28 protein-coding genes are annotated in these 26,409 nt (G+C 49.3%); 4 read left to right on the top strand and 24 right to left on the bottom strand.

Annotated features, from left to right (window positions below; translation table 11 throughout):
- Window positions 1–37: 37 nt before the first annotated feature.
- The 10 genes from BM334_RS00770 to BM334_RS00725 all read right to left on the bottom strand — a co-directional run bounded on the left by BM334_RS00770 (window position 38) and on the right by BM334_RS00725 (window position 11,197).
- The gene (locus BM334_RS00770) at window positions 38–1,204 is read right to left on the bottom strand and encodes an aminotransferase class V-fold PLP-dependent enzyme (protein WP_092836592.1); all 1,167 of its coding nucleotides are present in this window, start codon (window positions 1,202–1,204) and stop codon (window positions 38–40) included.
- A gap of 118 nt (window positions 1,205–1,322) precedes the next feature.
- Window positions 1,323–2,207, bottom strand: coding sequence for a protease modulator HflC (gene hflC, locus BM334_RS00765; RefSeq protein ID WP_092836589.1), 885 nt, complete (start codon window positions 2,205–2,207; stop codon window positions 1,323–1,325).
- 3 nt (window positions 2,208–2,210) lie between these two features.
- The gene (gene hflK / locus BM334_RS00760) at window positions 2,211–3,398 is read right to left on the bottom strand and encodes an FtsH protease activity modulator HflK (RefSeq protein WP_092836586.1); all 1,188 of its coding nucleotides are present in this window, start codon (window positions 3,396–3,398) and stop codon (window positions 2,211–2,213) included.
- Window positions 3,399–3,452: 54 nt separating this feature from the next.
- The gene (hflX, locus tag BM334_RS00755) at window positions 3,453–4,748 is read right to left on the bottom strand and encodes a ribosome rescue GTPase HflX (RefSeq protein ID WP_092836583.1); all 1,296 of its coding nucleotides are present in this window, start codon (window positions 4,746–4,748) and stop codon (window positions 3,453–3,455) included.
- A gap of 35 nt (window positions 4,749–4,783) precedes the next feature.
- A complete protein-coding gene (gene hfq, locus BM334_RS00750; RefSeq protein WP_055439697.1) occupies window positions 4,784–5,035 on the bottom strand; it encodes an RNA chaperone Hfq in 252 nt (83 codons plus the stop codon).
- A gap of 141 nt (window positions 5,036–5,176) precedes the next feature.
- The gene (gene miaA, locus BM334_RS00745) at window positions 5,177–6,148 is read right to left on the bottom strand and encodes a tRNA (adenosine(37)-N6)-dimethylallyltransferase MiaA (RefSeq protein WP_092836581.1); all 972 of its coding nucleotides are present in this window, start codon (window positions 6,146–6,148) and stop codon (window positions 5,177–5,179) included.
- Window positions 6,145–7,857 (bottom strand): DNA mismatch repair endonuclease MutL, encoded by a 1,713-nt coding sequence (gene mutL / locus BM334_RS00740; RefSeq protein ID WP_092836578.1) that lies wholly within the window; start codon window positions 7,855–7,857, stop codon window positions 6,145–6,147. The genes miaA and mutL overlap by 4 nt, the downstream gene beginning before the upstream one ends.
- A 15-nt stretch (window positions 7,858–7,872) precedes the next feature.
- Window positions 7,873–9,198, bottom strand: coding sequence for an N-acetylmuramoyl-L-alanine amidase (locus tag BM334_RS00735; RefSeq protein ID WP_092836575.1), 1,326 nt, complete (start codon window positions 9,196–9,198; stop codon window positions 7,873–7,875).
- Entirely contained in the window at window positions 9,198–9,677 is a 480-nt protein-coding gene (gene tsaE, locus BM334_RS00730) for a tRNA (adenosine(37)-N6)-threonylcarbamoyltransferase complex ATPase subunit type 1 TsaE (RefSeq protein ID WP_092836572.1), read from the bottom strand. The genes BM334_RS00735 and tsaE overlap by 1 nt, the downstream gene beginning before the upstream one ends.
- A gap of 11 nt (window positions 9,678–9,688) precedes the next feature.
- On the bottom strand, window positions 9,689–11,197 hold the full coding sequence (locus BM334_RS00725; protein ID WP_092836569.1) for an NAD(P)H-hydrate dehydratase: 1,509 nt from the start codon (window positions 11,195–11,197) through the stop codon (window positions 9,689–9,691).
- 85 nt (window positions 11,198–11,282) lie between these two features.
- Here BM334_RS00725 and queG point away from each other — a divergent pair, with 85 nt between their 5' ends.
- Entirely contained in the window at window positions 11,283–12,398 is a 1,116-nt protein-coding gene (gene queG, locus BM334_RS00720) for a tRNA epoxyqueuosine(34) reductase QueG (RefSeq protein ID WP_092836566.1), read from the top strand.
- 229 nt (window positions 12,399–12,627) lie between these two features.
- On the opposite strand, the gene BM334_RS00715 is transcribed toward queG, so the two are convergent.
- The 8 genes from BM334_RS00715 to BM334_RS00680 all read right to left on the bottom strand — a co-directional run bounded on the left by BM334_RS00715 (window position 12,628) and on the right by BM334_RS00680 (window position 17,425).
- Complete coding sequence (locus tag BM334_RS00715) at window positions 12,628–13,347, bottom strand: OmpA/MotB family protein (protein WP_092836563.1); 720 nt, start codon at window positions 13,345–13,347, stop codon at window positions 12,628–12,630.
- Between the two features lie 2 nt (window positions 13,348–13,349).
- Window positions 13,350–14,153, bottom strand: coding sequence for a motility protein A (locus BM334_RS00710; RefSeq protein WP_092836560.1), 804 nt, complete (start codon window positions 14,151–14,153; stop codon window positions 13,350–13,352).
- Window positions 14,154–14,303: 150 nt separating this feature from the next.
- Window positions 14,304–14,882 carry a DUF1415 domain-containing protein gene (locus BM334_RS00705; RefSeq protein ID WP_092836557.1) on the bottom strand — a complete coding sequence of 193 codons (579 nt, stop codon included), beginning with the start codon at window positions 14,880–14,882 and terminating at the stop codon, window positions 14,304–14,306.
- Window positions 14,879–15,289, bottom strand: coding sequence for a VOC family protein (locus BM334_RS00700; protein ID WP_092836554.1), 411 nt, complete (start codon window positions 15,287–15,289; stop codon window positions 14,879–14,881). The genes BM334_RS00705 and BM334_RS00700 overlap by 4 nt, the downstream gene beginning before the upstream one ends.
- The gene (locus BM334_RS00695) at window positions 15,289–15,654 is read right to left on the bottom strand and encodes a DUF805 domain-containing protein (protein ID WP_092836551.1); all 366 of its coding nucleotides are present in this window, start codon (window positions 15,652–15,654) and stop codon (window positions 15,289–15,291) included. Before BM334_RS00695 ends, BM334_RS00700 begins: the two co-directional genes overlap by 1 nt.
- A gap of 107 nt (window positions 15,655–15,761) precedes the next feature.
- Window positions 15,762–16,676, bottom strand: a complete 915-nt coding sequence (locus BM334_RS00690; RefSeq protein WP_092836548.1) for a M14 family metallopeptidase — start codon at window positions 16,674–16,676, stop codon at window positions 15,762–15,764.
- Between the two features lie 29 nt (window positions 16,677–16,705).
- Complete coding sequence (locus BM334_RS00685) at window positions 16,706–17,116, bottom strand: MAPEG family protein (protein WP_092836545.1); 411 nt, start codon at window positions 17,114–17,116, stop codon at window positions 16,706–16,708.
- Window positions 17,117–17,206: 90 nt separating this feature from the next.
- Window positions 17,207–17,425: a YheV family putative zinc ribbon protein gene (locus BM334_RS00680; RefSeq protein ID WP_092836542.1), complete on the bottom strand. Its 219-nt coding sequence runs from the start codon at window positions 17,423–17,425 to the stop codon at window positions 17,207–17,209.
- Window positions 17,426–17,493: 68 nt separating this feature from the next.
- Between BM334_RS00680 and BM334_RS00675 the strand changes: the two genes are divergently transcribed.
- Together BM334_RS00675 and BM334_RS00670 are read left to right on the top strand one after the other, a co-directional pair.
- Window positions 17,494–19,383, top strand: coding sequence for an ATP-binding cassette domain-containing protein (locus tag BM334_RS00675; protein ID WP_092836539.1), 1,890 nt, complete (start codon window positions 17,494–17,496; stop codon window positions 19,381–19,383).
- Window positions 19,383–19,607 (top strand): YheU family protein, encoded by a 225-nt coding sequence (locus tag BM334_RS00670; RefSeq protein WP_092836536.1) that lies wholly within the window; start codon window positions 19,383–19,385, stop codon window positions 19,605–19,607. The genes BM334_RS00675 and BM334_RS00670 overlap by 1 nt, the downstream gene beginning before the upstream one ends.
- On the opposite strand, the gene cysQ is transcribed toward BM334_RS00670, so the two are convergent.
- Together cysQ and nudE are read right to left on the bottom strand one after the other, a co-directional pair.
- Complete coding sequence (gene cysQ / locus BM334_RS00665) at window positions 19,582–20,427, bottom strand: 3'(2'),5'-bisphosphate nucleotidase CysQ (protein ID WP_092836533.1); 846 nt, start codon at window positions 20,425–20,427, stop codon at window positions 19,582–19,584. The genes BM334_RS00670 and cysQ overlap by 26 nt on opposite strands.
- Window positions 20,424–20,972 (bottom strand): ADP compounds hydrolase NudE, encoded by a 549-nt coding sequence (gene nudE, locus BM334_RS00660; RefSeq protein WP_092836530.1) that lies wholly within the window; start codon window positions 20,970–20,972, stop codon window positions 20,424–20,426. The genes cysQ and nudE overlap by 4 nt, the downstream gene beginning before the upstream one ends.
- Window positions 20,973–21,060: 88 nt before the next feature.
- On the opposite strand from nudE, the gene sthA reads away from it, so the two are divergent.
- Complete coding sequence (sthA, locus tag BM334_RS00655) at window positions 21,061–22,467, top strand: Si-specific NAD(P)(+) transhydrogenase (RefSeq protein ID WP_092836527.1); 1,407 nt, start codon at window positions 21,061–21,063, stop codon at window positions 22,465–22,467.
- Window positions 22,468–22,473: 6 nt separating this feature from the next.
- Here the strand turns inward: sthA and envZ are convergent, their stop codons facing one another.
- The 4 genes from envZ to BM334_RS00635 form a co-directional block, all read right to left on the bottom strand.
- Complete coding sequence (envZ, locus tag BM334_RS00650) at window positions 22,474–23,790, bottom strand: two-component system sensor histidine kinase EnvZ (protein ID WP_092836524.1); 1,317 nt, start codon at window positions 23,788–23,790, stop codon at window positions 22,474–22,476.
- Complete coding sequence (ompR, locus tag BM334_RS00645; protein WP_092836521.1) at window positions 23,790–24,530, bottom strand: osmolarity response regulator transcription factor OmpR; 741 nt, start codon at window positions 24,528–24,530, stop codon at window positions 23,790–23,792. The genes envZ and ompR overlap by 1 nt, the downstream gene beginning before the upstream one ends.
- Before the next feature lie 92 nt (window positions 24,531–24,622).
- Window positions 24,623–25,600: a sensor domain-containing diguanylate cyclase gene (locus BM334_RS00640; protein WP_092836518.1), complete on the bottom strand. Its 978-nt coding sequence runs from the start codon at window positions 25,598–25,600 to the stop codon at window positions 24,623–24,625.
- Window positions 25,597–26,403 (bottom strand): alpha/beta fold hydrolase, encoded by an 807-nt coding sequence (locus BM334_RS00635; protein ID WP_092836514.1) that lies wholly within the window; start codon window positions 26,401–26,403, stop codon window positions 25,597–25,599. The genes BM334_RS00640 and BM334_RS00635 overlap by 4 nt, the downstream gene beginning before the upstream one ends.
- Between the last annotated feature and the right edge of the window lie 6 nt (window positions 26,404–26,409).

The following is a 26,409-nucleotide window of genomic DNA, read 5'->3' as shown; positions in this document are numbered from 1 at the left end:
CGATTTTAACAGGTATTTGGCACTGGCGGTAGCCCGATCAGTTCGGGCTTAACGCTTTTTTCAATCGTTGGTAGTCTTCAACATCATGGTATATCGCAAAGCCGAAACGTAAACGGTTGCCACGATAATCAGTGTGAATACCCTGTTCTGCTAACTGCTGAGCTAACTCTGCGACTTGCTCAGCGGTGTCGAGTTTAAAGGTAAGAAAGTGACCATGATTGGCCAAGTCTGGTACCAGCAAATGGTCGCGATTAACCAGCGGGTGCTGCAGCTCGTCAAGCGTCGCCAAAAATGCTTGCTGCAACTGCTGCACATACGCATGCATTGTCGCCACAGATAACCCGTCACGCTGCCACCACGCCAGTACACTTTGCAATCGATACAACGCGGTAAAATCCATGGTGGCACCAGCGAATCGCATGCCATCTCCGGCATAAGCCACCTCGCCTTGCTGCGGTTTCGCTAAGTTTGCAAAGTCGGCAAACCAACCGGTATATTCCGGGCGTAGCTGGCACTGTTTCGGCACCGCCATGAAGCAGCAGCCCTCCCCAGCTTGCAAGTACTTATATCCGCCGGCTAGGTAAAAAATTCGGTCTGCGTATGCTTGTAAATCAGTAGGCAATGCACCACAGCCGTGGTAACCATCAACTATAACCTGTGTCTGTTCCGACACTTCAGGCAACCAGGTTGATAGCTCAGGTGCTGCCACCCCCGAGTTATAGAACACTTGACTGGTGAAAATAAGGTCATAACCACCCTGCTTCACTGCTGCCAACCAGCGCTGTGGGAAGGTTTCAAATGGCTCGGTAGCCACGGTGACAAGCTCAAACTTAGCACGTTCTTGCAGGCGCCGAATTTGGCGTGAAAAACTGTGAAACTCACTGTCGGTACTAAGAACCCGTAGCGGTTTGGCTGGATCAAAACTACTAAACACACGGTACAATAACTCGTGCGTATTACTTGCAAATACAAACTGCTGCGGGTGCGGGTGATTTAGCAATTCAGCCAAACGACGCTGCACATCGGGTACGCGTTCACCGAAGATTATGTCCCATTTGTGATCAACACCTTTAGCGCTATCAGACCAATAAGCTAACTGGGCATCTCGGGTGCAGTCTGGCCAGTAATGGTGGCTGTGTGGCGCGCAATGCAAGGTGTCAGGATGTTGCGCCATAAATTGTTGGTAATGCGACTTATAGGACATAGTTCGCTGCTCGTTATTCGTTATTCGTTAATCGCTAGAGCTTAAACACAAAAAACCCGCGGAACAACCGCGGGTTTTTCTAATATCCAATATCGACTAGCTGATATCGCTCTTGCTTTTAATTCGCTGTCGATTGCTTCAAGTATTTGAAGAAATCGCTGTCCGGCTCTAACACCAAAACATCGTTACCCGCTTCGAAGCTCTTTTCATAAGCTTGCAAGCTACGAATAAACGAGAAGAACTCAGCGTCTTGGCTGTAGGCGTTTGCATAGATACCTGCCGCTTCTGCGTCACCTTGACCACGAAGTTCACGTGATTCACGTTCTGCGTCTGCCAACATAACCGTGACACGTGCATCTACGTCAGCACGAAGGAACTCTGCCTGCTCGCGACCTTCAGAGCGGTGCTCCATAGCCACAGCTTGACGTTCAGCACGCATACGCTGGAAAATTGACTGACTTACTTCGGTTGGCAAGTTAATTTGCATCACTCGCACGTCAATCACTTCGATACCTAGTTCTTGAGCGCTATCAGCACCACGAATCAAGGCCTCGCGCATGAGGTTATCACGCTCACCCGAGACAATCTCTTTAATGGTACGGCTACCAAACTCGGCGCGTAATCCACTGCTAACACGACGGGTTAAAAGCGCTTCCGCTTGTGCTTGGTTACCACCGTTGGTGGATAGGTAGTAAGTCGCAAAGTCAGAAATACGCCATTTTACGTAGGTATCAACAATCAGGTCTTTTTTCTCGCTCGTTACAAAGCGATCTGGGTTGCCGTCTAAGGTTTTAAACCGTGCATCAAGGCGTTTCACGTCTTCAATAAAAGGTAATTTGAAATGCAAACCTGGCGTATAAACAACTGGTTCGCCCGTTTCTGCATCACGCAGAACCTTACCAAATTGCACGACAATGGCGCGCTGGCCTTCTTTCACCACAAAAATTGATGAAAAGCCCAACACTACGGCAACGATTACGAGTACAGCTACAAAATTTTTCATCGTTTACCCCCGGCCATCATTAAAGCGGTCGCTGGTGCGAATGCCGCTATTATTAGAGCGTGTTGTGGTGCTACTGCTTGGTTGCACACTTTCTGTTGGACGCGAATTAGTGCTTGATGCTTCATTTCGCGCAGGCTGCTCACTGGCACGCTGCTTCTCAAGAATTTTATCTAACGGTAGATACATCATGTTGTTGCTACCCTCAACGTCTACCATGACTTTGGCAGTGTTGCTGTAAATATTCTCAAGTGTTTCTATGTATAAACGCTCACGAGTCACTTGTGGCGCAGCTTTATACTGCGGCAGTAACTCATTGAATCGAGCAACTTCACCTTGTGCTTTTAACACCACTTGCTCACGGTAAGCTTGTGCTTCTTGTAACACACGACGCACCTGACCGCGGGCTAACGGCTCAATTTCACGCGCATAGGCTTCGGCTTCACGAATAAAGCGTTGCTCATCTTCTTGTGCGGCAATAGCATCATCAAATGCGTCTTTTACTGCCTCTGGTGGGCGAGCTGGTAGCAAGTTGATATCGACAACTTGAATACCGAGCTGATATGGCGCAATGATATTTTCAAGCAACTCAAGGGTGTTCTGGCGTACAGCTTCACGGCCAACGGTCAGTACTTCGTCCATGGTGGTGTGACCCACAACATAACGCAGCGCACTGTCGGTTGCTTGAGCCAAGCTGTTGTCAGCATTTTCAACCGCGTATAAATAGTCGCGCGGGTTCACAATGCGGTACTGCACGTCAAGCTCAACGTGAACAACGTTTTCGTCTTGGGTCAGCATAAAGCCTTCTGACTGAAACTGTTGTACGTTGCTAACATCGACGGTTTGTACACTATCGACAAACAATGGGCGCCAATGCAGACCAGACTCCACCAAGTTGTGATACTGGCCAAAGCGCAGCACAACACCACGCTCGGCTTCTTTCACTGTGTAAAAACCAGCAATAAACCAGATGGCTACAGCAATAATGGCAATAACACCAAAACCGCGGGCTGGAAAGCCACCACCAGTTTTATTGCTACCACCGCCTTTGCCTTTGTTACCACCAAGCCCAAGCTTGCCAAGCAAGTTCTTAATTGCTTCGTCGAGATCTGGCGGGCCTTGATCGCGGCCGCCTTGATTTTTCCATGGATCACGGTCGTTATTGTTACCGTTTCCCGGTTGATTCCAGGCCATTGATTACTCCAACTCTGGGTAGTTTATGAATTCTATTTTTCGCTTTGCTTACAACTATTCTACAAAGCCTTGCAAAGTATCGCCATACTCTTCGGCGACTTGCTTACTCAAACGCTGCCAATCAACAGCAGACATTCGTACGTGTAGCGCCAACTTACCGTCATCACTGGTTTGCTCTGACGTAACGCTTTTCATGGCATACAGCTTACCACGTAATTTGCCCATAGAGGGCGGAATTCGCAAGCATACGTCAACCATCTGTGGGCGCAAGCGTCTTACTAACGCATCTTGTAACAAATCAATTCCAATACCAGACTGCGCTGATAGCCAAACGCGCGTCGGCATGCCTTGGTCATCGGTATCAATACGCGCAACGCCGTCTGCAAGTTTATCTATTTTATTGCAGATCAATAACTGTGGTATGTCGTCGGCGCCAATTTCTTGCAATACCTCATGTACTTGAGCGATGTTTTCCGCTTGACGCTCATCAGCAACGTCAATCACATGGAGTAGCAAGTCAGCCTCTTGGGTTTCTTGCAAGGTCGCTTTAAATGCGGCGACCAATTCATGGGGTAAGTGTCGAATAAAACCAACTGTGTCTGCCAAAATAATTGGCCCTACGTCGGGTAACTCTAACTTGCGCAACGTTGGGTCTAGCGTCGCAAACAACTGGTCTGCCGCATAGACATCAGACTCTGTCACGCGATTGAACAAGGTTGATTTTCCGGCGTTGGTGTACCCCACCAATGAAACCGTCGGTATTTCCGCTCGCTGACGTGCGCGCCGACCTTGTTCACGTTGTTTTTGAACTTTTTCTAAACGGCCAAGAATATTCTTGATACGACCGCGAATTAAACGGCGGTCAGTTTCAAGCTGGGTTTCACCCGGACCGCGCAAACCAATACCGCCCTTTTGGCGCTCTAAGTGGGTCCAGCCGCGTACCAGTCGGGTTGAAATATGACGCAACTGCGCCAGCTCCACTTGTAACTTACCTTCATGGGTACGGGCGCGCTGGGCAAATATGTCGAGAATAAGACCGGTTCGGTCAAGCACTCGGCATTGGCAGAGCTTTTCTAAGTTACGCTCTTGGGTGGGGCTTAAACCATGATTGAAAATAACGATATTCGCCTCAAGCAGTTTTACCTGATCGGCGATTTCTTCGGCTTTACCTGAGCCGACAAAATATTTTGAACTTGGGGTACTGCGCGCAGCGGTAACTACACCAAGAGTTTCCACCCCTGCTGAAGATACTAATAACTGCAATTCAGAAAGGTCTTCACGATCGATTTCTGCTGGAAAATCAACGTGGACCAGGATAGCCCGTTCACCACTCTCAAACCTATCAAACAAGCTATCACTGCTCCTTTATTCTGTTTTGAATATAATTAATCAATCGCCTCTTCGCTGCCTTCAGCTACTGGCAAATAATTTTGCGGAATACGCGCCGGTACCACTGTTGAAATGGCATGCTTGTAAACCATTTGACTGACTGTGTTTTTCAACAATATGACAAATTGATCAAACGACTCAATTTGACCTTGCAACTTAATTCCGTTTACCAAATAAATCGAAACCGGCACACGCTCACGGCGAAGCGCATTCAAAAACGGGTCTTGTAACGTTTGCCCCTTAGCCATATTTATTATCCTTTTTTGTTATTGTTTGTGTCCAGCAACAACTTACCGCCCGCTCATGCTAGTCACTTGTTAATATAGTTTAAGAACTGCTTTTTTACAGTGTCATTTTTTATTTTAGTCCTTATTGAATATAGGGTGAATCTATTCGTTTTCAAGAGCAACTTGACTAAATAACTCTGGCTCACCGGCACAAATCGCTAGTGCTTGCTCCACTAAATTATCGGCATCGGTTTCTAACCAATGCACGCCGGGCCACTTTCTCAACCACGTTAGCTGCCGCTTGGCTAGCTGCCGCGTGGCGAAAATACCACGGTCTATCAGCTCGTTGTCGTCAAATTTACCGTCTAAGTATTGCCATGCTTGACGGTACCCGACACAGCGTAAAGCCGGTAAATCAAGATGTAAATCAGACTGTTGTCGTAGTCGTTTGACCTCATCCAAGAAGCCTTGTTCCAACATTTGACGAAATCTTAACGAAATACGTTCATGCAGTACTTTGCGATCACTGGGCGCTATGGCCATTTGAATAACAGGATACGGTAAAGCGCCATGCCGTTGTTGCGTTAATTCAGTGAGCGATTTGCCACTAATTCGGTAAACCTCTAGGGCTCGTAGCAAGCGCTGAGGGTCGTTTTGGTGAATTCGCTCAGCACTTACTGGGTCTATTTGCTGCAGTTGCTGGTGCAACGCAGCCGCGCCTTGTACCTCAAGTTCTTGTTGCAGTTGGGCGCGAATTTCCGGGTTAGCTTCAGGCAGTTTCGACATGCCTTCAAGCAGCGCTTTAAAATAGAGCATAGTGCCGCCGACTAATAACGGAATGCGTCCGCGCGCAATAATGTCATCTATTTCGCGCCGCGCGTCGGCAGCAAACTGTGCCGCGGAGTAACTCTCGGAAGGCTCACAAATATCAATCAAACGATGCGGCGCTTGAGCTTGCTCTGCGGCGGTAGGTTTGGCCGTACCAATATCCATACCGCGATAAATGAGTGCCGAGTCCACCGAGATAATGTCGCACGGCAAGTGCTGCGTCAACGCAATCGCTAACCCAGTTTTACCGGCCGCAGTTGGCCCATATAAGCAAATCACAAAAGGTTGTTTTACCTGCGGGTTCATCGTAAGGCCTCCGGCAGTTCCGGCAGCGGTATCGGTATTAGCCAAGCCGCGTTAGCGTCGCAGTTATCCTGCCACCAGCGCCACCAATGCTCTGCCTGGGTGGTTGAATACTCGGTTTGTACCGCCAGACTAGCTAACCACGGCAGCACTTGCGACTCCACCGCACTGGCGTGCGTGGTTAGGCGTGCGGCAACGTCCGCCAAGCTCGCGACAATATCAGTCTGACGCAATGGCGTTGGCACTTGCAGTACGGTAACCGAAGGCGCATTGCCGGCTGTTATTTCTAGCCGTATGCCCAAGCGTGCTAATAATTTCTCATCAAGTTGCGTCAGCTGTTTGACCAACGCCGGCTCAGAAATTTTTACTGGAACCAGTAACGGTTGGCCGGCAAGCCCAACGCTAAATTGCTGTTGCATATGTTGGGTTAGATAACTGTGCTGCACACGTTGCAAATCAAGCAGGCTCAAACTTGGCTGTGTCAGCAACGCGAACCTCTGTTGTACCACAGCGGCAACGCCTGCCGCTTGTTCAGGTAGTGGCCCTTGCGAAACGGCCGGCACGGCTGGCGCTGGCACTTCTCGGCTGGGGAAAACAGAGCTGTGCCTGGGTTGTAACTCGCGCACTTGTGCGGCAAGTGCCTCATGGCTTGGCTTATACCCATGGCTTGCTGACTCTGGCTGCTCAGATGCGCCGTTCTTGTTAGTTGAAGTCGCGGCGTTGTGCAACGCGTGACGCACGACCTGCAACACGAAGTCATGAATTTGCCGAGCTTGATGAAAGCGAACTTCATGCTTAGCCGGGTGCACGTTAACGTCAACATCGGTTGCTGGTAATTCCAAATACAACACAAACGTCGGCGTTCGCTCGTCGCCAAGTGTTTCTCCATAAGCTTGGCGCACAGCGTGCCCGAGAAGACGGTCGCGCATCATTCGGCCGTTTACGTAAAAATATTGCACATCTGCTTGGTGTCGACACCCATGCGCCGGCGCAACCCAGCCCCACAATCGTACCGGCCCAGCTTGCTGTTCTACACCGACGGCCACATCGGTAAAAGACTTTCCGCACACTTGCGCCACGCGCTGCAGATAGTCTTCCGGTTTTGTTACCGCGTGATATTGCCGTACCGGTTTACGGTTATGAACTAAATTAAAACGCACATCAAAGCGCGCTAACGCAATGCGTCGGAGCACTTCATCAATGTGGCTAAATTCTGTTTTGTCGGTGCGTAAAAACTTACGCCGCGCAGGGGTGTTAAAAAACAAGTCTTGAACGTCAACTGTTGTGCCTTCAGGGTGCGTTGCTGGAGCAAGCTCAGCTTGCATGTCGCGCCCCTCAACCCAAGCTTGCCAAGCTTGCTCTTGCGGCTCGGTTTTTGCTGTTAGCGTTAAACGCGATACCGAACTAATACTGGCTAGTGCTTCACCACGAAATCCAAGGCTTTGGATAGCCTCAAGATCGGCAAGCGAACTTATTTTACTGGTTGCATGGCGGCTAAGTGCTAGCGCGAGTTCCTCTTTCGGAATACCTGCGCCGTTGTCGCGCACCCGAATGCGCCGGCGCCCGCCCTGCTCAATGTCGACCGTAATTTCAGTCGCTTGTGCATCTAGGCAGTTTTCCACCAGCTCTTTCACAACAGACGCTGGGCGTTCAATAACTTCGCCGGCCGCAATCTGGTTAGCCAGACTTATCGGCAATAGCTGAATGGGCATGTATTAACCTAACCGTTATGACGATGGAATTTGTAGCTTCTGCCCCACATATAGCACATTGCTGTTGAGGTCATTCTGCTCTTTAATCGCTTTTATGGTGGTATTGTAACGCTTTGCCAGCACTGAAAGCGACTCACCAGAACGCACCACATGAGTACTGTTCCTGTTGGTTGCAAATAGCGTTCCATCTGGTGGGCGACGTTGAAAATAATTGCGAATACCTTGATAAATTGAGCGTGCAAGTTGCTGCTGATGCTTGTTACTTTGCAGCAGCTTTTCTTCTTGTGGATTCGAAATAAAGCCTGTTTCAACCAGCATTGAAGGCACATTGCCAGACGTCAATACCGCTAAACTAGCATGCTGGGGTTCAGTTTTGTGCATGCGTGCCACAGCTTTCATCTCCGCAATAACTTCGGTTGCCATATCGTAACCCGAACTCATCGCATGGCCCATTGACATGTCAATCAGCGCCTTATTGAGATAACCATAGGTATCGTCTTCCTCAATACGCAAGTCCACCCCACCTAATACGTCAGACAAGCGTTCTTTGTCTTCCAGTAGGCGACCCATTTCATTGTTTGCTCGACGGCTAGACAACACCCACACCGAGGCCCCTCGAGGCTGCGGGCTGGTAAACGCGTCGGCGTGAATGGAGACCAATAAATCAGCTTTGATTTCTTCGGCTTTCCGTGGTCGCGCGTTTAGCCCCACGTAATAATCACCGGTGCGAATGAGATAAGCCTGCATGGCAGGATCACGATTGATGATATCTGCCAGCGCTTTGGCAATTTTTAATACGACGTGCTTTTCGTAGGTACCACTTGGCCCTATTGAGCCAGGGTCATCGCCGCCATGGCCCGCATCAATCGCTATAGTTACCTTGCGCTCTTCTAATTGCTCAACACGTAATGGTTCGTTTTTACGTGCTAACGAACGGCCCGGCAAATCAACCACTAAACGCTCACCGTAACGATCATTCGCCGCTAACGGAAACACATTGACATCTATCTTTTCTGTTAACTCAAGAACAATTCGGGTGGACTGTTTGTCTTTCGGGGTACTGGTGCGAATTTTTTTAATCAACAGCGACTCGTTCTCAATCGCGCTCAAATTAACCTTCAATTGCGTTGCATTAAAATCTATTACCAATCGGTAGGGCTCCGCTTGGTACAGTGTGAAATAGCTAAAATCGGGGCTCTGACTTAAGTCAAAAACCACTCGCGTATTGTCCGGCGCTGGCCACACTCGCACATTATTAATGTCATTAGCTAGCGCGGCGAACGAAAGCATATAGACCAACGCACCGACCAAGCTTAGAAGTACCGCTGTTAGCTTTTGCATTACATATTATCGAGCAATACCCGACCTCGTTTTGTTTGCGCACTTAAATTGATTGATCGCGCTGAGCCCGCATAATCAATCGTTATAATTATATCTGCAGGCGGAAGATAGCCCGCGCCGCGTTGCGGCCATTCGGCCAATACGATTCTATGGTTTCCAAGGTAATCACGGATACCCATAAATTCAAGTTCTTCTGGGTCCGCTAAACGATATAAGTCAAAATGGTTCACAAACCAGGGTGCTAACTCATAGGTTTCAACCAAGGTATAGGTTGGGCTTTTTACGTGCCCTTTGTGCCCCAACGCTTGAATAAAGCCGCGACTAAAGGTGGTTTTGCCAGCACCTAATTCACCTAACAAGTAAATGGTGAGGCCCGTTTGTTCTAACTGCGCCTCTTGCGCTTGCACTTGCTGTGCCAATTCATTCGCTAAACTTAGCAGCGCCGCTTCATCAACGGCATGACGTGTCACATCTGTCATTTAAGTTCCACTCATTTATCAATTACTTGCCATGGGTTCACCAAGGCACGCAGTTCCGCAATAATATCGCTGGCAAGTGTACCACGTTCACCATCGCGCGCCGCAAGTTCACCAGCGACTGCATGCAGCCATGCTGCGAGTGGCAATACCATGTCTGTTGCAACGCCTTGTGCAATCAACGCGCCGACTATACCGCTTAACACATCGCCGCTGCCGCCACTGGCCAGCGCTGGGCTGCCGCGCCGACATACCCATCGCTGCGAACCACTTTGTACTAGGGTACCAGCCCCTTTGAGTAATATTTGTGCCTGAAAGTTCTGACAAAGTTTAGTCAGTGCAGCTAATCGGTCGGCATTGACCTCCGAGGTACTGGTTTTCAACAATCGCGCGGCTTCTCCTGGGTGGGGCGTCATATACCAAATAGACTCAACTGGCTTGGTCACGGTTAACTCGGCTAGACGGTTCAGTGCATCGGCATCCCACACAACGGGGCCGTGCCACTTGGCCACGCTGCTAACCAATTGATGCGCCCACTCACTTTGCCCCAGCCCAGGACCAATCACTACCACGTCGGCTTTTGCTAATAAAGGTTGCAGATCATCTGTCACCACGTGAACCATAAGTTCGGGTTGCTGCACCGCTATGGCTAACTGCGATTGTGGGTGGCATGCCACCGAAACCTTACCGACGCCGCAACGCAATGCCGCTTGGCCAGCAAGAACGGCCGCTCCGCTCATCCCTGGGCCACCGGCAATGATCAGCAGGTGACCAAGGTTGCCTTTGTGTGACGCTTTTAGCCGCGGTGACAACTGGTGTTCAGCACAATGGCTGCCGATGACTCGCAAGCTCGGCTGCTGCTTATAAAAAGTAGCGGCAATGCCTAAATCAGCTAACTCAATGGCGCCACAATAGTTGGCCGCTAGCCCTGTGACCAAGCCCACTTTTACTGCCACCATGGTGACAGTGTGGTGGCTTTCAACGGCCATCGGCTGCGGCTGCCCCGTGTCACTGTTCAGCCCCGTTGGCACATCAACGCTGAGCACCCAGTTTGAATAGCGTTTGGTAGCTTGGTTTATGAGGTCAACGGCGCGCATTATGTCGCCGTCTAAGTCACGGTTAAGTCCACTACCTAATAAGGCATCCACCACAATGTCCTGCGCTTGAAAATGATGGTCTTCAAGCGTATCCAAGGCCAGCGATGATTGGCCTAAATCGTGCCAAGCTGCAGCGGCGTCTTTGGCTAATGGGCTTTGCGGCTCTGCAGCCGCAACTTGCACCTGATACCCCTGTTGCTGGGCAAGGCGCGCTAAAACCCAGCCGTCACCACCGTTATTACCGGGCCCGCACAAAACTAGTACACGCGCCGGCGCTGGCTGTTGCTGTCGAATTGCGAGCAAACACGCTTGCGCCGCACGTTGCATTAATTGCGCCATGCTTATATCTAAGGCTTCAGCCGCTGCACGTTCTCCGTGGCGAACTTGCTCAGTGGTATAAATCATTGTGCTGTAATCAGCGCTCATCAGTGCAGACCTTGGTGTTTTTTGCTATGTTAGCGCGAATTGTCACGCTGGTTTGTCAGCTTTTGTTAAGGATAAATGCATTTTTATGGATTATCACCAACTTGCTGCAGATATCAAACGTTGGGGCGCTGAACTAGGCTTCCAAAAAGTTGGCATCACAGATATTGATCTTAGCGCCGAACGCGATTATTTGCAGAAATGGCTCGCCAGTGGCATGCACGGCACCATGGAGTGGATGGCGCGTCATGCCGATTTGCGCACTCGCCCCGACCAGCTACACCCCGGTACCGTGCGCGCCATTTCGGTGCGGATGAATTATTTACCCGCAGAAGCTGGTTTCGCAAAAACCCTCAAAAACCCACGGCTTGGCTACATTAGCCGTTATGCCCTTGGGCGTGACTACCACAAGTTAATGCGCAAGCGCCTCAAGCAACTTGGCGATCGTATACAAGAAGCATGCAGCGATCTCGATTTTAGGCCCTTTGTTGACTCTGCCCCAATTATGGAAAAACCGCTGGCAATCAAAGCCGGGCTAGGTTGGCGCGGCAAACACACGCTCGTGCTGGATGAAGGCAGTGGGTCTTGGTTCTTTTTAGGCGAGCTGTTAATTAATTTACCATTACCTACCGACCAACCCGTGGAAGAAAAATGCGGTAGTTGCAGTGCTTGTATCACCATCTGCCCAACCCAAGCGATTGTTGAGCCTTATGTGCTTGATGCGCGCAAGTGTATCTCATACTTAACCATTGAGCTGCGCGACAGTATTCCAGAACCGTTACGCCCGCTTATTGGTAACCGCATTTATGGGTGTGATGACTGCCAACTTATTTGCCCATGGAACCGCTATGCTCAACTGACCGACGAAAATGATTTTTCGCCGCGCGCAAATTTGCATGCGCCCGAATTGCTTGAGTTGTGGGCGTGGGATGAAGAAACCTTTTTAAAGCAAACTGAGGGCTCGCCAATTCGGCGCATTGGTTATGACTGTTGGCTAAGAAACCTCGCGGTCGCCATGGGCAACGCGCCAACAGATACCGACATTATTCACGCCTTAGAGCAGCGTCGTGAACACTGCACCGCGATGGTGCAAGAGCATATCGACTGGGCGTTACAGCGCCAGCGCTCAGAAGCGGTTAAAGTGGAAAAGCAAGTTGTACGACTTGTGCGTGCGATCGAGAAAGGCTTACCTCGCGATGCTTAGCGGCACTTTTTGAAACACTCGGTTGTGCTGTTGTGGGTTTGACAAAGGCTTCTTGTTCCTGCGGGCTGCAAGCCACTAACACAACCATGGTGCTGATAATTAAGCCCAATAATAACTTGTACATGCTGTGCTCCCCCACGTTGCAACGTTAACCAGTGATTTAACGTTGCACATAGTAAAGAGCCAGCAGGTTTGTCTCAATAAGCACTCTGCAAGGTTTTGGTAAATGTTACTCGGGTTCGCTCAGTACCAAATTAACTCGGCGATTCACCGCCCGCCCTTCAGCAGTGTCATTGCTTTGTAGTGGCAGGCTATCCGCGTAGCCAATAGCTCGTAGCCGCTGCCCATCAATACCCCGTTGTTGCAGCAGACGCACCACAGAAATAGCGCGCGCCGCCGACAGCTCCCAGTTACTTGGAAATTGCGCAGTACTAATGGGAATATTATCGGTATGACCTTCCACGCTAATCATTAAGCGGTTTTTTGCAAGCAAGTCGACAATCGGCGCCATCACCTCAGCGGCGCTGTCATTAAAGGTCGCTTCACCGCTATCAAATAAAATTTTGTCGTTCAGTTTAATATTGATTTTTCCTGGGCTGCGGCTTACTTCCACATTATCACCGAAGCCTGAACTTGCCATTTGCTGTTCGATTTGTCCCTGCATGGTACTAAATTCGTCCTGTTGCTTACCGCCAGTTAAGTCGGCGTTGGCAAGCAGCACCACAAACAAAACCAGCAGCAACGTTAGCAAGTCCATGTAGGTTGTCACCCAGCTGTCTTCGTCTTGCTGCTGGTTATCGGCCTCTAACACGTTACCAAACATGCGTGCTGAAATTTGCTGACTATGCTCTCTGGGTTCACGCGCTGTATTACCACTGCGCCGGCTCGCTGGAGCAGACGCACGCTGGTTTTCACGTTCAAGCATGTCATTCAAGGTTGGCTCTGCCATGCTTAAGCGCGCCCGTTGGCTAATTGATTATGCTCGTCAATATCAAGTTCATCTTCGACATGCGCAAAGAAGGTGGTGAGATATTCACGAATATAGCCAGGGCTGCGACCACGAGCGACGAGCAATATGCCTTCTAAGATCATGTTCATCAATTGCACGCGGCGCTCAGTGCGGCGCTCAAACTTAATCGCAATTGGTTTGAACAACATGTTTGCTAACACCACTCCATATAAGGTGGTTAGCAAGGCAAAGGCCATATCGACACCAATCTCGGTCATACTGCTTTCGCCCATGCCGTGCAGCATGTTCACCAACCCCACCAAGGTACCAAGCATACCGAAAGCTGGCGCAAAAGCAGCCATGGTGCGGTAAACCTGCGCTTCCGCACGCTCTTTAATTTTCATTTTTAAAATACGCCACTCTAGCAGCTCGGCGATATCTTGCGTGGGGGTTTGGTCAATGAGTAATTGTAAACCGGTGCGCAAAAATGGATTCTTCACCTGGTTCATCTGGTCTTCAGCGTTGGCAATGCGCCCCTGTACTAGCTGTTTCGCAACTTCAACCAGCTCTTTTTGATCATCCTGGGCGTACATTTTTTCGTTACGCAGCACTATCCATAATATCTTGAAGACTCGTACGAGTTCGCGTAGCGGATATGCCAGCAGCGTGGCCGCAAAGGTTCCGCCGAGCACAATGGCAAGGCCTGGCAAGTTCACGAAAGCCCAGGCGTCAGCAGCGGTTAAAAATACGGATAAAACAACAATAGCAATGCCGGACAACATGCCCAGAAGCGTGGATAAATTCATAACAGATGAACAACCTTGGTTAACTGCACGATAATTTTAGTATCGACAATTCCCATATTAACTTTAAGTGTTTTGTCACTAATGTCGTTTAGCAAACCAACATTGACACAAATGCTTTTGGCGGCAATCCATGTGACGTTTCAGCTTGAGCTATTTTTGCAGGCGCACGGTTGTTTTCATGCCAGCTTTAATGCGCTCAAGTAAATCAGCAAAATAATCAGCCCCTTTGGCACGTGCATAGTCAATATTGCGCTGTGGAATGCGTTCCGGCTTGTTGTAACTTGCTAAAGCTAAGCTTAGCCCTTCTTCACGTAAAATATGCAAGGTTGGGTACGGCGCTCTATTGGTGTAATTAGCTGCATCATCTGCGGGGCTATCCGCGAACTGGTAGTCTGGATGGAATGTCGCTAACTGGTAGGTGCCGTCGTACCCTTCAAGCTCTAACAAACGCTCTGCCACATCGACAAGATCAAGAAAGTCGTCGAAGTTGCTCACGCCCTCAGGAATAACAAACAACGTGGTCGCTATGCCAGGGGAGTCATCAAGCTGTTGGCAAAGCTGCAGTAGCTGCGCCAGCTGCTGTGCCCTGTCAGCACTATCGGCTACCTCATAGTGAATGGTTTGCTGCTCGACTTCGCGGCGCGCAAAAGGGCAAAAATTATGTGCAACAATAACGTCGTTAACCCAGCGGGCGGTTTGTGCAGTGATGGTTTGATGGTTTTGGCTCATAAGTGCGGGTTGTAAACCACTTCCCATAAATGTTGTTCGGGGTCCATAAAATACCCGGCATAGCCGCCCCAAGCAGTTCGCTTGGCTGGTTTGACCCAAGTTGCGCCAGCTTGTTTTGCTTCTAGCAGTACTTGCTCTACTTGCGCTTCACTGGGCACATTATGGGCAAGCAGCACATTGGTGGGGCCATGGTTGTCGTGCGGCAAGCCAGTTTCATTGGCAAGACTTTGTTTTGGCCATAATGCAAAGGTCAAATTGTTGGCCAACTTAAAAAAAGCCACCGCGCCATTTTCATAGCTCTCGCCCACAATACCTTCAGTAGGCCAGCCGAGGCCGTCGCGATAAAACGCGACGGCTCGTTCTAGATTCTCAACCGTTAAGGTAATAAACGAGATACTAGGTTGCATTACATGCCTTTTGGATTTGGGCCAAAGCGGTTTTCACCTGGCTGGCTATCCAACACAAAGAATACGATAAGCACAATTGCACCAATGAGCGGAATTAATGAGATTAATAGCCACCAACCTGAGCGATTCGTGTCATGTAACCGGCGTACACCAACAGCAATGGATGGAATAAGCACAGCTAAAGCATAAATGAGGCTCAAAATACCAATACCAGCCTCAGGGTTACCCAAGCCGAGCATGCCGTCAATAAAGCCAAGTACAAAGCTAACAATGATGTTAAACAATACAAAAAACCAGTATTCCGAACGGCGGGCGCGTCCCGAAAAAACAGCGTATTTTTTTAAAACTGTAATATACCAATTCATGTTATTTTTCCTTGTTATTATGCCCTGTTGTCATCGGTCTGCCAAAGCGTTGGGCTCACTAAAGCAGTACTGCATTCCGTTTGCTAAAAATAACCATAGCACAGGTTTTATACTGTGCGCAGAAACTCTAACGCACCTTTCACTGCTGCCACTTGGGCCGCAATACATTGTTCTGGTGACGCATTGTCGCTATCTGGGTATACCTCGGTAGTGCTCACATAAGGTGCATCGGTTAAGCCCATACATAAACCCAATTGCTTACCGGCGTAATGAATCACCCCTTCTTGCTCAATGGGCGCACCAATAATCTTGCCGTCATTGTCTGGCGGTGCAATGTGGGTGACCTTACGCACGGAATCGATAATCGCCTGTTGAAAATCTTGGGTAGGCTTCTCTGAATTGCCCACCGTGTAAAAACCATCGGGAATATTCCAATTCTCATTGAAAGTACCGTCGCGAGCAGCCAGTGCTGGGCGGAATTCTGAGTTATCGGTATCTGTTGTTTCGTGCAGATCAATATGCATTAAAAACGTCAATTCATGACGCTGTAGGTAGTCCATAATTGCTGCGCTTTCACCCGCTGGGCTGTTTTCTTTGAATGAACGGTTTGGGTCAATCGCGAACGGGTTCCAACGATTAATGGTTTCATAACCCCACGGGCTAATGCACGGCGCAACCATAATGTTGAACCACTGACTATAATGCTCCGCGTGCTCTTTGATAAACGCTAAGGCACCATGCACTCCTGAGGTTTCATAGCCGTGAACACCGCCGGTAACTAACACATTTGGTTTGCTGTTGTCCCAATGGCGAGTTTTCACAATAAACAATGGGAATGTATTGCTGGGATATTCTAATGCTCCGTATTGCTCAACATCGAATTGTTCGTGCAACTGGTTGATTTGACTTACAACGTCATCAAAATAAGAGCGCTTTACTTGTTGCGCCGCTAACCATTGTTGTTTTTCTTCTGCGCCCCAAGCTTCGCCCGGAGTGCCAATTGGATACTGCCGTTGATTCATAGATTATCCTAAACGTTGCAATTGAGTTTTTAAGCCACCAGCGCAATAGCGACCTGAACCAGCACCACCGCATTAGCAATGACGCCAATCATGAAGAAGTAACTACGTGGGCTGGGATTTTTTTCTGTCGCAATGCCGTAGTACAACAGCATGTGAATAATGCGAGCAAACGCAAATACCCATACCGAAATAGTAAACCACTGTGAGTCTACCCCCACGAAAATGGCTAAAAATGCCGCGGCAAGAAAAAACGGGACATTTTCAATGCTATTTTGAAAAGTGCGGTGCGCCCGAAATACAAAGGAGTTGTGGCTTAATGATTCATTAATTTTGCCCGGCACAGCGCCTGGCTGCTTGGCTTTTGAGCCACTGGCAATCAACCACTGAATAAAAACAGTGATAAGAATAACCCAAATACCGCCGAAGACTATTTGACTCATGCTGCTCTCGCTTATTTTCGTTAAATACAAAAAAGATGCTCTAACAGTAGCGGTTATTCAGCCCCCATGCAACGCACATATGTAGCGTACTTACTCGGGTTTGAATATGCCAATAAGCCCCTCTTGCGCCACTGATTTTTTAGCCGTTTCAGGCTCTGGCTTGTTCGCGCCACGTTCGGAAAATTCATGCCCGCATTGCACACAGCTAACTTTTTCGTCAGTGCCCGCAATGGTCAGCATGAGCGTATCTTGAGCATGGCAAGCTGGGCATTCAGCGCCAGCGATAAAACGTTTGCGAGTTTGAGTCATATTCACCTCTGTGGCTATCAGGTATAATTGTCGCAGAAACTTCGTCGAACACCAAGTTAAGGCTTCATATGATAAACATTCGCGCCATGTCGTTAATGCGCGGCGGCAAGGTCTTGCTGGAAAATGCAGACATCACCATTTTCCCTGGTCACCATGTAGGCGTTGTTGGCCGTAACGGTACCGGTAAGTCGTCACTGTTTGCGCTGTTACGTCAAGAGCTAAGCGTTGAGCAAGGCAGCTGCGAAGCGCCTAAGGCTTGGCGTATTGCGAGTGTTCAACAAGAAACCCCAGCGCTTGAGCGTTCAGCGCTAGACTACGTGCTTGATGGCGATACGGAATTACGTGAACTTGAGGCGCAGCTGGCACAAGCCGAAGCCGACCATGATGGCCACGCTATCGGTACGCTGCATGACAAACTGGCCACCATTGGCGGTTATGATGCTGCTGCTCGAGCGGCGGCGTTGCTCGATGGCCTAGGTTTCCAGCCAGAGCAAATATACCATCCGGTAAAGGCCTTTTCGGGCGGTTGGCGTATGCGCTTAAACCTAGCCCAAGCACTGATTGCTCGCGCCGATTTACTATTGCTTGACGAACCAACCAACCACTTAGATGTGGACGCTATTTTTTGGTTAGAAGACTGGCTGCAACGCTACCCTGGTACACTCATGGTTATTTCGCACGACCGTGACTTTCTTGACGCAACGGTACAGCACATTGTGCACATTGAAAACTTTACTGCGACGAGCTATAGCGGCAATTACAGCAGCTTCGAGCGCCAGCAAGCAGAGCACATTGCACAACAACAAGCGCAATTTGAAAAAGAGCAAACTCAGCGAAAACATCTGCAGAGTTACATTGACCGGTTTCGTTATAAAGCAAGTAAAGCCAAGCAAGCGCAAAGTCGCATAAAAGCGCTCGAACGGTTGCAGGCTTCGGCACCACTGCGCGCAGCCAGTGGTTTTAACTTCCAGTTTAAGCCACCAGCGCAGCTACCGAATCCATTACTGACTTTAGAAAAAGTTCAAGCCGGTTATGGTGATACAATTATTTTGCGCGACATTAAATTCAATTTAGTACCCGGCAGCCGTATCGGCCTGCTCGGCCGTAATGGTGCGGGTAAATCAACCTTGGTGAAGCTACTTGCCGGTGAACTCAATGCACAAGCCGGTGTGGTCGCGCTAAACCCTGGCATTAGCCTTGGCTATTTCGCCCAACACCAATTAGAAACTTTAGATGTGCAGGCAACCCCACTACAGCACTTGCAGCGCTTAGACCCCATTGCAACCGAACAACAGCTACGTGATTTTATAGGAGGCTTTGGCTTCTCTGGCGATGCCGCAACAGCACTAGTTGGCCCTATGTCGGGGGGTGAAAAGGCGCGCTTGGTATTGGCGCTAATTGTTTATCAAAAGCCAAATATGTTGCTGCTTGATGAACCAACCAACCACTTAGACAGCACCATGCGTGAGGCGCTGGTGTATGCGCTACAAGATTTTGACGGCGCAATGGTTATTGTGTCGCATGACCGACACTTGTTACGCACCACAGTGGATGAGTTTTATTTAGTGGCCAATCAACACGTCGAGCCTTTTGCCGGCGATCTTGACGCCTACCACGACTGGTTGAAGCAGCATGCGCAACAGCAAAAAGCCGCGACCACCCAAAGCAGCTCGGGTAAAACTGATCGCAAAGCTGAAAAACGCCAAGAAGCTGAGCGCCGACAAGCGCTCAAGCCACTGAAAGATCGCGTAAAAAAGGCGGAGCAAGCCATGCAGAAATTTGAACAACAGCTGAGCGAGTTTAGCGAAGCGCTGGCTGACAATTCTCTGTACGAAGCTCAGCGTAAAGATGAATTGACCGAGCTACTTCAACAACAAGCACACGCGCAAGCTCAACTCGCGCAAGCCGAAGCGGAATGGTTAGAGGCTGAAGAAGCCATACAAGAGGCGCAAAACTAATGGAAATACCTTGGCAGCAAGTTAATCCCGACACGCTCACCCAACTCATTGAGGCTTTTGTGCTGCGTGAGGGCACTGACTATGGCGATGAAGAAAAATCGCTAGAGCAAAAAGTGGCCGATGTCCGCGCTCAATTAGAGCGCGGAGACGCCGTTTTAGTGTGGTCAGAATTGCACGAGACGGTGAATATTTTGCCCGCTAATCATCGTTTTGATGATGAGTAAACACGCTTTTCCAAGCAACGGCTGGGTCGCCCAAAATAATAAAATTCGGGTTGCCTAGGTTTGCTTCTTGGTTATAGGTTAGCGGCTGGAAATCTTCACTGACAATGCAGCCGCCGGCTTCACCAACGATCACTTCAGCAGCAGCGGTGTCCCACTCGCCAGTAGGCCCGACGCGTAAAAAGCAATCGGCACGGCCCTCAGCGATCATGCAGGCTTTTAATGAACAACTGCCAGCTGGAAACAATGCAAGTTCACGCTCAGCGGTCATGCGCTGCAACACACGTTCACGTGGCTGCCGACGGCTAATTGCCAGATGGATAACGTCTTGGGCGGGATCGGCCAAGCGCCGAATGTGAATTTGTTGCTTGCCGTGCGCGTCTTGACGAAATGCACCTTGCCCACGTTGCGCGGTGTACAACACATCACCGGCAGGCCAATAAATAACGCCCAGTACCGGCTTGTTATGTTCAACCAACGCAATAATCACGCCGAAATCACCACTGCGGGCAATAAATTCTTGGGTGCCGTCTATCGGGTCAATAATCCAATACCGCGGCCATTGCTGGCGTTCTTCAAAGCTCAAATGCGAGCCCTCTTCCGATAAAATTGGAATATCGGGTGTTAGCTTGGCCAAACCATCAACAATTAACCGGTTGGCAGCAAAATCAGCACTGGTCACCGGCGACTCGTCATCTTTTTCGTAAGTCTCGTATGCTTGTTCTTCGTATAACTCAAGAATTAAATCACCGGCGCGCAAGGCTACTTCGGCAGCCCCTTGCAACCATTCGGCAAGTTGTTCTGGGGCTATGTGCTTATTCATGCCTGTAACTCCCGCAGTGTCATCAACAGCGCCGCAATACTTCGGGCTTCAGTAAAATCTTCTTGCTCCAGCAACGCATCAGCCTTGCTGATTAACCAAGGCACTTGCTCAAGTGGTTCGGGTTCATCACCAGGTAATGACTCGGGATATAAATCGCGGGCAATAAAAATATGCATCGTCGCTGAAAAAAACTGCGGCGCCATGGTCACACTTTTCAATGGCACCAGCTGCTTTGCGCCATAGCCAATTTCTTCTTTTAGTTCACGGTTAGCGGCTTGTTCAGGCGTTTCGCCGGGGTCTATCAAGCCTTTTGGAAAGCCCAGCTGATAATTATGTAAGCCTGCTGCATACTCACGAACAAGCATGAGCGTGTCGTCATCAATGAACGGAACAATCATCACAGCACCGCGACCACTACTGGCCATACGTTCAAATTGACGTTCAACGCCGTTGCTAAAGCGTAAGTCTACCGCTTCAATACGCAACAGGCGGCTAGCTGCTACAATGTGACGGGTTAATATTTCGGGAACAGGTTTGTGCGCCATGACGATTCCATTAAACTGGCTGAACACGAGTTGTTTCCGTTACTATAACGGCAAAGAAGCTTAGGGCACAACCAAGAAGGAGTGGTAAATGAGTGTAAGCGAGGCACAATTTGATGCGGTAGTGATTGGTAGCGGCCCTGGTGGCGAAGGTGCAGCTATGCAACTGGCGAAAAATGGCCGTAACGTTGCGATGGTTGAAAAACACAGTTCACTCGGCGGCGGTTGTACTCACTGGGGCACTATTCCTTCTAAAGCCCTGCGCCATTCGGTAAGCCGCTTAATTGAATATAACGCCAACCCGCTGTTCGCGGGCGAGCGTATTCATCGTGGTTTAACTTTTGCGGAAATTTTAAAACATGCGCAAGGCGTGATTCGTAAACAGGTTGGTTTGCGCAGCAGTTTTTATGAGCGCAATGGTGTGAGTGTTATTCATGGCAGTGCCGCGTTTGAAAATGCCAATCGGTTAAAAATAACCCAAGCCGACGGTACTATTGAATACATCACCACCAAGCAAGTGGTTATCGCCACAGGTTCACGCCCCTATCACCCAAGCGATGTCGACTTTAACCACGAACGCATTTACGACTCGGACACCGTATTAGACCTTAAACATGAACCCCGCAGCATTATTATTTATGGCGCTGGTGTTATTGGTTGTGAATACGCCAGTATTTTTCGCGGTTTAGGCGTCAAGGTTGATCTCATTAATACCCGCGAACGCCTGCTTAGCTTTCTTGATGCTGAAATTTCTGATGCGTTGAGCTACCACTTGCGTAATAGCGGTGTCGTTATTCGCCATAACGAAGAATACGATCGTATTGAAGGGCACGACAACGGCGTTACGTTGTATACTCAATCAGGCAAACGCATTGATGCCGACTGCTTACTTTTTGCCAACGGTCGTTCCGGTAACATTGAAGGACTAAACGTACAAAGCGTTGGGTTAAAACCAAACTACCGCGGCCAACTTGAAGTGAACAAGCATTACCAAACCAAAACCGACACTATTTATGCTGTCGGTGACATTATTGGTTACCCAAGCTTGGCCAGTGCAGCCTACGACCAGGGCCGCATCTGCGCTACCGCCATGCTAAAAGGCGAGTGCAACCAACGCTTAATCAGTGATATTCCGACAGGTATTTATACCATTCCGGAAATAAGCTCAGTTGGAAAGACCGAAGAAGAGCTTACCGCGCAGAAAGTGCCTTACGAAGTGGGACGCGCTCAGTTCAAACACTTGGCTCGAGCGCAAATTTCAAATATGGCGGTGGGTAGCTTAAAAATTCTGTTTCACCGAGAAACCAACGAAGTGCTCGGCATTCACTGCTTTGGTGAGCGTGCTGCAGAAATTATTCACATTGGCCAGGCCATTATGGAACAAAAAGGTGAAGGTAACACCATTGAATACTTCGTCAACACCACCTTTAACTACCCAACCATGGCTGAGGCCTACCGTGTTGCTGCTCTGAACGGGCTTAACCGAGTGCGCGGCTAAACCGCGCTAAACCGGCAGTTCAACGCGCACACACAGCCCACCCAAGCGTTCGCTTTGGCCGAGTAATACACGGCCATGGTGGCGTTCGATAATACGTTTAATAATGGCCAAGCCAAGGCCAGAGCCTTTCATAGCGCGTGCTTTATCACCTTGAGTAAAGGGCTGCATTAGGTGCTCCACTTCGGCAGCCGGTATACCTGGGCCATCGTCGCACACTTTAAACCACGCCATACGGCGTTCGGTGTCGTAGCCCGTTTCTATGAGTACTTTGTGATGGCCATAACGCTCGGCGTTTTCTAACAAATTCAGCAGTACTCGCTTGATCGAAATTTCACGTACCGGCACGTTCGGCATGTCGTTATAAATCACTTCAATTTTTGAGTGCCATGAGTCTGGCACATGAGCCACCACGTCTTCGACCAAGTAATTTAAGTTCTGTTGTTCGTTGTCTGCCGAGGTGTCACTGCGCACATAATCAATAAACTGGTCAATAATCGAGTTCATATCATCAATGTCACTAATAATACCCTCGGCCAAATAATCTTCGGCTGGCGGCATCATTTCGGTCGCAAGACGGATGCGAGTCAGCGGCGTGCGCAAGTCATGCGAAATACCAGCCATCAGTAACGCACGGTCTTGCTCTAGCTGTTTGACGCCTTGGCTCATTTGGTTGAAAGCTCGCGTTACCGCAATCACTTCAGTTGAGCCCCGTTCAGCCAAAGCATCCGGATATTCACCGCTACCAATCTGCTTTGCAGCAGCCTCAAGTGATTTTAATGGGCGGTTTTGCCAGTTGGTAAAAACCATGCCCCCCAACACACTCAGACCGCCAATGAGTACCAAATAAAACAGCAATGGTGAGAAGCGCGCTTCATCAAAACTATCAAGTTCTAGGGTAAGCCAATAGCCCGGTAGGTTTTCGGTGCGCAGCCACACGCGGTAAACGTCACCTTGCGAAATACGCACTTCGGTATTAGCTTGCAATAAATCTGACAATTGTGCGGATAGAAAATTATAAGTTGTGGTATTGGCTAGCCCTTGGTCTAAGGCGTCTTCAACATTAACACCGCGAATACCTGTTGCTTGCGTGTAGCGCTCAACTAAACGTTGCTGGTGTTCAGCATCAAGTTCAACTTCAGACAGCCACTGATCAAGCGCTAAAATGCCTTGTACTTGCCGCGCCACAACGCTACTCACCTGTTGCATACTTGGTTTCACCACATACAGACCAACCATCACATACGACACGAGTTGGTTAATAAGTAGCAGTACCGCTATCAATGCAACGGTACGAGCAAACGCGGAGCGCGGAAAAAGTCGCATTAACTGGTCGCTTTTACGTCGGCACCCTTGCCGTCGGGAACAAACACATAGCCAAGACCCCAAACGGTTTGTATGTAGCGCGGATTCGCTGGATCAGCCTCCAGCATGCGACGCAAGCGCGATACCTGCACATCAATGCTTCGTTCTAAGGCGCTATAATCGCGCCCTCTGGCTTGATTCATGAGTTTGTCACGCGACATTGGTTGACGCGGATGCGTGACCAGCGCTTTTAATACCGCGAACTCACCACTGGTTAACGGCATCGGTTCATCGCCGCGGTACATTTCACGGGTGCCCAAATTTAAGCGAAATTCGCCAAAGGTAATTTCTTGGTCATCAGCGGTTGGAGCGCCGGGTATTTCTTTCCCACGGCGACGCAACACAGCGCGCACTCGGGCCAGCAACTCGCGCGGATTAAAGGGTTTGGCAAGATAATCGTCGGCGCCAAGTTCAAGACCAATGATGCGGTCTACTTCGTCGCCTTTGGCGGTTAACATGACAATAGGGATATCATTGTTTTGTTGGCGCAAACGGCGGCAAATCGACAGCCCGTCTTCGCCTGGCAGCATTAAATCTAGCACCATCAAGTGAAAATTTTCCCGCTCAAGCAAGCGGTTCATTTGCTCACCTTCCGCAGCTGAGCGCACATAAAACCCCTGCTCATGCAAATAGCGCTCCAGCAAACTGCGCAGACGCGCATCATCATCTACCACTAATATTTTAAAGGTTTCTTGGCTCATTGTTGACGTGCTCAGTTTATTCAAACAAGTTCATAATGCCACTATAGGGCGAAATAATTTAGTTTACCAACAACGGCTTGTAACGAAAGGTTTCAGGCTATTTCGACGCAGTTTCGGCCTTGTCGCTTAGCTTGGTACATGGCGCGATCAGCACGTTGCATGACTGCCTCACGGCTATCATCGTGACGTACCATAGTTACTCCAACACTCATGGTTACAGAGCCATGACGCCAGCGCGTCGACTCGATTTTCTTACGGATACGCTCGGCAGCAGTCTGCAAGCCTTGCTCATCAACACCCGGCAGAATAATCGCGAACTCTTCACCGCCTATCCTCGCCGCTGTGTCTACCTCACGCATCAGTTCACGCAGAAGCTTACCTACTTTGCACAGCACCTCATCACCGCAACCATGGCCATGCAGATCATTAATTTTCTTAAAGTGGTCAATATCAAGTAGCATCAATCCGGCACGGCCACTTTGCCGTTTTTGCAAAGCCAGTTGATATTCCAATTGCTCTTCAAAGCTACGGCGGTTCGCTAATTGGGTTAGCTCATCAGTATTGGCAAGGCGCTGCAGCTGCTCGTTCAAACGCAGCAACTGTGCTTGCTTTTCTTCTAGCTCTTCACGCGCTGACTGTAGCGCATCAGTCGCCTCGCGCTGAGCCATGAGCGCCTGTTCAGCTTCTTTGCGCGCTTCAACCAGTTGGTCTTCGAAAATAAAGCGTCGTTGAATGGGCATCATGGCAAACAAGAAGCGCGGGGCTCCTTTGCTGTCCTCAACTTTGCTGGCATTAATTAATACGGGAATGTCATGGCCATCGCGGTCTCGCAACCGCAAATACATTTCTTCAACCAGGCCTTGGTGCTGCAGCAACGGAAATACATGGGTGAGAAAAAATAATTTCCCTGAGCGGGCAAACAGCAAATTAATCGGCTGACCAATTAACTCTTCGCGCTCATAGTTTAGTAGTTTCAATAGCATGGTATTAATGTGGGTAATTGTGCTATCCCCATGAATAGCCAGTAACCCGACGGGGGCTTGCTCAACCCACGCGTTCTTGTCCATCATAAAATCGCCATTATTGCCTGACTTACTTCTTGCGGTGAACTGACATGCGGATAGTGCCCCGCGGCATTCAGCTCAGCCATTTTGCTGTGCGGTATTTGTGCCGCCATGTATTCTATAACGCCAACTGGAACAATCACATCCACAGCACAGTACATTAAGGTCACAGGAACCGGTACGTGCTTTAGGTGCTCCCTATTGTCCGATAAAAATAGTACTTCTGCGAACCGGCGTGATATTTCCGGGTTTGAATTTGCGAAGCTTTTACGCAGCTGTTCTGCCAATTCAGGGCGTTGGCTATTTTCCATCACAATCGGGGCTAGGTAGCCGGCCCACTCAAAGTGATTGCGCTCCATCATCGACAACAAATCAATAATGTCTTCACGTTCAAAGCCACCTTGGTAATCGGCATCGTTTAGATACTTTGGCGAAGGGCCAATAGCAATGATTTGTTTAAATAAATCGGGCCGTTTCACTGCAGCTAGCATGCCAATCATACCGGCCACCGAATGGCCAATATAATCAACGGCACCTAGATTTAACGCTTCAATAACATCAATTAAGTCTTGTACATAGCCATTGAAGCTGCCGTATTTTTCTTTGTCATAAGCACTGAAGTCAGAGCGACCGCAGCCCATGAAGTCAAACGTAATGGGCGCCACACTTTTGGGCAACTGACCAATAACCGGCAACCAAATGAGTTGGTCACAACCAAATCCATGGCCAAAAACCACGGGCCGACCTTGATCGCTGTGCACAGTAATGCAATTGCGCTGTTTAATGTCTTGCTGTTTTCGCTGCTGCATGACTTA

Origin of the sequence: Pseudidiomarina donghaiensis (genome assembly GCF_900116895.1) — a bacterium.
Taxonomy (GTDB): domain Bacteria; phylum Pseudomonadota; class Gammaproteobacteria; order Enterobacterales; family Alteromonadaceae; genus Pseudidiomarina; species Pseudidiomarina donghaiensis.
The sequence above is the reverse complement of the archived record's forward strand: the minus strand, read 5'-3'. Positions and strand labels throughout refer to the sequence as shown.